The following is a 625-nucleotide window of genomic DNA, read 5'->3' on the forward strand; positions in this document are numbered from 1 at the left end:
GGTCCAGCCGCCGAAATAGCCCTGCACCGCCCCGGCGACGACCCCGACGATCGAGCTCAGGACCGTCAGGATCAGGCCGAACAGCACCGAGATGCGGAAGCCGTAGATGATGCGCGCCACGACGTCGCGCGCCTGGTCGTCGGTGCCGAGCCAGTTCCTGGCCGAAGGCGGCGCCGGCGCCGGCGTCGGCAGGTCGGCGATGACGGTGCTGTAGTTGTAGGGGATGAGCGGGAAGACCATCCAGCCCTTGGCCTCGATCAGCTTCCTGACCTCGGGGTCGCGGTACTCGGCCTCGGTCTCGAAGAAGCCGCCGAACGTGGTCTCGGGGTAGGCCTTGAGGAACGGCGTGTAGAAGGCGCCGTCGTAGCGCACGAGGATCGGCCTGTCGTTGGCGATCAGCTCGGCGAACAGGCTGACGAAGAACAGCGCCAGGAACAGCCAGAAGCTCCAGTAGCCCCGGTGGTTGGCGCGGAAGTTGTGCAGCCGCCGGCGGTTGATGGGCGAGAGCTTCACGAGCGCCATCGCCTAGACCCTGCGGCTGGCGAAGTCGATGCGCGGGTCGATCACGACGTACATCAGGTCGCCGACCAGCCCCATCAGCAGCCCGAGCAGCGTGAAGAAGTAG

1 protein-coding gene is annotated in these 625 nt (G+C 66.9%); it reads right to left on the minus strand.

Features of this window, described 5'->3' with window-relative positions; genetic code table 11:
- Positions 1-522, minus strand: a 522-nt coding sequence (locus L6Q96_23380) for an ABC transporter permease (protein ID MCK6557490.1), incomplete at its 3' end; no start/stop codon positions are given.
- Between the last annotated feature and the right edge of the window lie 103 nt (positions 523-625).

It is taken from the genome of Candidatus Binatia bacterium, from assembly GCA_023150935.1.
Taxonomy (GTDB): domain Bacteria; phylum Desulfobacterota; class Binatia; order HRBIN30; family HRBIN30; genus JAKLJW01.